General features: G+C 37.7%; 1 protein-coding gene and 1 pseudogene. Both read left to right on the top strand.

The genetic code is table 11. The features are described 5' to 3' along the window. The first annotated feature begins 443 nt into the window (after positions 1-443). Positions 444-3,008, top strand: a complete 2,565-nt coding sequence (gene bafA / locus ACFILH_RS07025; RefSeq protein ID WP_375667579.1) for a BafA family autotransporter — start codon at positions 444-446, stop codon at positions 3,006-3,008. Positions 3,009-3,838: 830 nt separating this feature from the next. After that, positions 3,839-5,739: pseudogene (locus tag ACFILH_RS07020) on the top strand (pertactin-like passenger domain-containing protein); the annotation flags it as partial.

Here is a 5,739-nt window from a genome sequence, read left to right as displayed (position 1 = left end):
TATGGTGAGGCCCATTATATTAAAGGGCGTAAAACAAAACAGTCCCTTCAGGGAATTATAGGTGTACGCTATAGTTTCTAAATATATGGTTATTTTTTAGTTATCTTTAAATATATGATTGTTTTTAAAGGTCTTTAATTAAAGGTTCAGAGAACAATTTTTCAGAGCATGCAGCTTCGTTGTTCATGATAAACTGTATACCCTTATATACTTGATTATGCATTACTTTTTATCTTTGATAAGAAAACTCCGAGAAAATGCTAAAGAAGCACTATAAGAGCGCTCTTATATTCTTGATCAAAAAAGTATTTAAAAACTATAAAGAGCGGTTTTTTATGAGATAAGGATGATTTTTAAGAAGGATTGTTGCAATCTAAGGTTGAAAATATATTTTGTAGAGCTAATTACGTTTAGTGTCTATGCAGGCGTGAAGGGGGGAGGATATGGCTCTACAATATAAATGGAAACGACATTGTTGGATACTCATGTTGAGCAGCTGTTTTGTGCAAGCTGCTGCTGCAAATGAGGGGGGACCAGCACTTTTTTGTCAATCTTCAAGTTATGAAAATGATAAAGTATTTCAAGATCAATACAATGAGGATATGAAAACAGGCAGATGCATACTTGGAGCCTCTAATGATGCCATGGTAAGAACGCGCAATGAATTAGACTTTTTGAAAAAGCCTAGCGATTTTATCATGGATAAGGGTGCTAGAGTGTTTGCGAGTCAACAGGAACTTGACAGTAGTCATCGTGACAATGCTGGATATAATGCACAAGAACAAAATACTGCGTTTCTTAAAAAGCCTGAACTTATCTCCATTAAAGATGGGGCAATTTTAGAAAATTATATCCTTGATAATGAAGGTAAAGCATACATTTCAAATGATGGTGAGATTGATAGTCCAGGGCGATCCATTAATAACACTGTAAGGAATGGTGCAGAGCTTTATGTGTATGCAGGAGGACTCAGTGAGAATAGTAAAATTGAACATGGTGGAATTGAAAATGTTCAGGCTTTGAAGGGAAAACAAGGTTTTTCGAAAAATGCTGTTGTTGAAGAAGGCGGACACCAAAGTGTTGGAAATGGAGGAAAAGTAGAAGGGACTAAAATTTATGGTGGTGAGCAGCTTGTTTTCGGCGAGGGGGATATTGGAGGAGAGATTAAAGGGAGTAGTGCTTCTCATACTGTCATTTATGGTCAAGATGAAACACTAGGCCAACAAAAAGTATATGATGGCGGAAAAGTTTGGAATACGAAAGTTATGCGAGGGGGTGTCCAAGAGGTTGGAAAAAAGTCTCAAAGTGCAAAAAATGGTGGTTTTGCATTTGACACAGAAGTTTTTGGTGGTGGTAAACAACGTATCTTAAAAGGCGGTCAGGCTATTGGAGTCACTTTAAATGAGAGTGCTATTCAGGAAATATATACTGATGGATCTGTAAAGAATCTAACAATGAATGATCAAACAAAATCATGGGTGCATGCTGGAGCAACATTAGAAGGCAAGACACAGGTAAACCATTCTGGGCAGATCCATCTTTATGCTGGGAATGATCAACAACGCACCACAGTAGAAGATATTATTTTAAATGGAAAAGATACAAAACTGTACTCTGTTACTGATGAGTTTGATGGAAAAAGTTCTTTGATACAAAAATTAAGTGGTGAAGGGAGTGTTATTTTTTCGTTTACAGGTTCTGATCCATATTATTCTCAGCTTCATGTGAATAATCTTTCAGGAAATTTACATTTCGCGTTCAATACTACGATTGCCCATAACCGTGGTGATTATCTCTTGGTTGAGAAAGGCGCTGGGAAACATACAATAAGTGTTGCTGATTCTGGAGTTGAAATCACGGATCCTTTTTCAAATAAGCGTGATTTAATTACGGATCAAAGTGGTGGTGCGCATTTTACGCTGACAGATCTTAAGGGTGAAAAAATTAACGCCATTGATGGTGGAACTTATATGTATGATTTGAAAGAAAGAAAGGATGAAAATGGGAAAGTTTGGTTTTTATCGGCAGACCGCCTCAGTGGACCAGAGCCTTCTATGCCAGATCCGACAGATCCTTTTTTTCCTGGTGAAACATCAACAACCCCCTCTACAGATGCAGTGTTAACGTTGTCCGTAGTCCCTGGACTTATTTTTAATAATGAGTTGCAAGTTGTACGGAATGGTAGAAAAATTTGGGACAGAAATAAGAAAGATATCGAACTATGGACTTATGGGATTAAGAGCAGAGAACGTGTTGCGACAGGCCATACACACTTTAAGCTTGGGCAGACAGGTTTAGTCTTTGGTGCTGATCAGTTGAGTGAATTAAGGCATGGAGAGTTGTATGTTGGTGGTTTTGGGAGTTATGATCAAGCACGTGTTTCTCATGCACGAGGTGGTGATAGTGATTTGAGCTCTTATAGCATTGGAACTTACGCAACTTATTTTGATCATCGTGGATGGTATATGGATGGTGTTTTGAAATATAATTATTACCGAGATAATTTAAAAGCCATCTCAACGAATGGTTTAGCTATTCAAAGTCATTACAATCAGTGGGCGATAGGTGGGTCATTTGAGATTGGCTGTTATTTTGAACCGGCACAGAATACTTGGATGCAGCCTTATATCAAGCTAACAGGTTTGCAGGTTGAAGGTAAAAGAATAAAACTTTCCAATGAAATGATAGGTGATCTAAGCCCATTAAATTCATTCCGCAGTGAAGTTGGATTGACTGCAGGACATGAATTTTTTGTGAATTCAGAAACTTCATTAACAGCTTACATTATGGCAGCTTGGTTGCGTGAGAATATAAATAATAATTATACGACAATTAATAAGCAGTATAAATTTATTACAGATTTATCAGGCAGTGCGGGTAAATTGGGAATTGGTTTAAACGGTACGGTCAATGATAAACTAACACTTTATGCGGAAGCACATTATCTAAAAGGACATAAGATTAAGAATGCTCTTCAAGGTATTTTAGGATTACGCTATAGTTTCTAAATATGTGTGTACACGGCTGATTAATTTTACAAATGTAATTGTTTTGCAAGCTTAAACAGATAACGCCCGGCTATGTCTTTTCGAGAGTATAGGGACTTTCTCAAATAGTAGGAATGTCTTTATACTCTCTCTTTTAAAGGCAACATACTGAATTTATAATAATAATTCATTTCTATGCATGTTGAATGAGAGTCCCGAGTATCATAGGATTCTCTCATTTCAAATCTGTTTATGTTGAATCAATCAAAATTATTCGCCTAGCACATCACAAGCGGGATGAACATGTGTATAAAAACTATACAAGAAAAGAGTAAAAATGTCTCTTATGAATCTTCTCTAGTGTCAAGGGCTATCATAACATTAGGATGGCAAAGTGTATGATGATATCGGCTCGCTTCTTCATAAGCGTAAAGATTGGGGACGCAATGGCTTTACCGGTATACCATTCATGGGATGACGTCGCGAAATGGGTTCGGGTGCGTTGAGAGATGTCTCTTTAAAACAAGCGCGTGAATGTACAATTCAAAGGCGTTTTGTGTTCCGTGAAGGACGTGACCTCGTTAGGCACGAGCATTTTGTTCATCTAACTTCAAATATTGAAAATTGTTCCTTGAACTCAAGTAAACAATTTGAATTTTATTAAGATTTTCAGCCGTAAGTTAGAATTTTCTAGTAGCTCATAGATACACAACTTAAAGTTGTTTACATTAAAAAATACACTTAAAAAGTGTTTTTAAACATAAATAAAACACATTACGATACAATCTAAGGCGAGTTACCTACGTAGCCGTGGGATATTTTTCTAAATAATTGAGAGTGGAGTGTCGATAATGCAGTATAAACATAAGTTGAGTTTTTCAGTATTGATGATCAGTAGTTGTTTTGTACAAGTTGCAAGTGCAGTTGAAAACAGGAATGAAGAGTTAAAAAGATTAGAAAATGTGGGAAGTGGAGGGAAGGTACCAAAAGGTTCAGCACTGATTACAACCCTTTTCAACAATAATGTTAAGATCGAAGGTGGTGGTGTTGAAATTGTTGAAAATGGAAAAACTTCCATGGGATCCACTATTGAAAAAGGAGGGATGCAAATAGTTACACGTGGAGGAAATGCAATAGATGCTAAAATCCTTGGAGGTCAGCAGTTTGTTCATGAAGAGAAAAATATTGATCTTACAAGCGTGGTGAGAAAAAGCAGTGCTTCTAATACCACAGTTTCTGGCGGCGGTGGAGCAGTGGGACAGCAGAATGTATATGATGAAGCGTGGGTGTGGTATACGAAAGTGGGAGATAACGGAGAACAAAATCTTTATGCAGGAGAAAGAAAAGAGGGGGGAAAATCAATGTATGCTCAGGTCTCTGGGAATGGGAGGCAGCACGTTTTAGCGTTAGGAGAATCTTATGATACTAATTTGAAAGATCATGCTATTCAAGTTGTATATCCTGAAGGGTTTGTGGATGGTCTGACTGTTAACAGCTTTGCTAAGTCGTGGTTCCATGTTGGTATAAAAGATGTCGTTGGAGAAGTAAGGATCAATGATCACGGAGAACTTTATTTATTCGCTGGTGATAGGACAAATCATACGACTAAGAAAAAAATTCCTATACAGGACAGATCTGAAGAAACAATATTTGAGGTTGGTGAACGGAATATAGGAGAAAAACCTCAGATTGAAATTGAAGATTTAGGGGGGCAGAATGGGACTGTTATTTTTACTTCTATACCGTATGATCCACGACATATTTCACTTCATGTTGAGAAACTTTCAGGAAGTTTGCATTTTCGATTCAATATTAGTGCTACGGGGGATGCAAGTGATTACTTGTCGATTGATGAAGGTTCAGGTAATCACAAAATAAGCGTTGCAGATTCTGGTCGTGAAATTACAGGTCCTATCTCTCAGAAAAATGGTTGGACCACAGAGATTAATTTAGTTACTAATAAATTTGGAGGCGCTAATTTTACTCTGGAAGATCTTTCGGGTAAGGACATTACAGCTGTTGATGGTGGAGCTTATCAGTATGTTTTACGAAAGAGAGAAAGATGTGCTGATTCTAGTGGTTATTCTACAATTTGGTATTTAAGTTCTGCCTCTGAAAGTACGACACGTTCGAATACTGAAACACAGTGTGTAAACAAGAAAACGAAGATTCCTCTTGCATTGTTTGATCAAAGTGCTTCTTCTAGAGGAAAAAATACCGGTTCTCGTAAACCTACTAAAAAACAACCAGCTAAACCACGGCCTCCACGTCATTTAAGAGAAGTGCAGAATGTCTCTAGTGTTTCTGTATCTCCCTCTCAAGAAAATCAGAATCGTCTGGTGTTTCCTCTAGTCAGTTCTCATCCTCTTTCTGCTGAAGAGCAACAAACTGCTGTTTCAGAATCTTCTCACTCTTTAGCCGATCAGATGANAGTTCTCATCCTCTTTCTGCTGAAGAGCAACAAACTGCTGTTTCAGAATCTTCTCACTCTTTAGCCGATCAGATGATTGTGCGTCCAGTTCATAAAGAACAGCCTTCTCCACAATTGAGTGAGACGCTTTCAGTTTCTCACTTTTTGACCACGCCCTCTACAGATGCGGTATTGTCTATGTCTGTAGCTCCAGCGATGGTGTTTCACAACGAAATGCAAACAGTGCGTGCGGGAAGAGGAATTCTAGATAAAAGTAAAAAGAATGCAGCTTTATGGACCTATGCGATTAAATCTAAAGAGAGTATTGCGACAGAGCATATA

It is taken from the genome of Bartonella sp. CL435QHHD (genome assembly GCF_042195095.1).
Classification (GTDB): domain Bacteria; phylum Pseudomonadota; class Alphaproteobacteria; order Rhizobiales; family Rhizobiaceae; genus Bartonella.
The sequence above is the reverse complement of the archived record's forward strand: the minus strand, read 5'-3'. Positions and strand labels throughout refer to the sequence as shown.

What these genes read in the sequence shown, in the direction of transcription:
- bafA (WP_375667579.1), top strand. Translation starts at nt 444, where the DNA reads ATGGCTCTACAATATAAATGGAAACGACATTGTTGGATACTCATGTTG.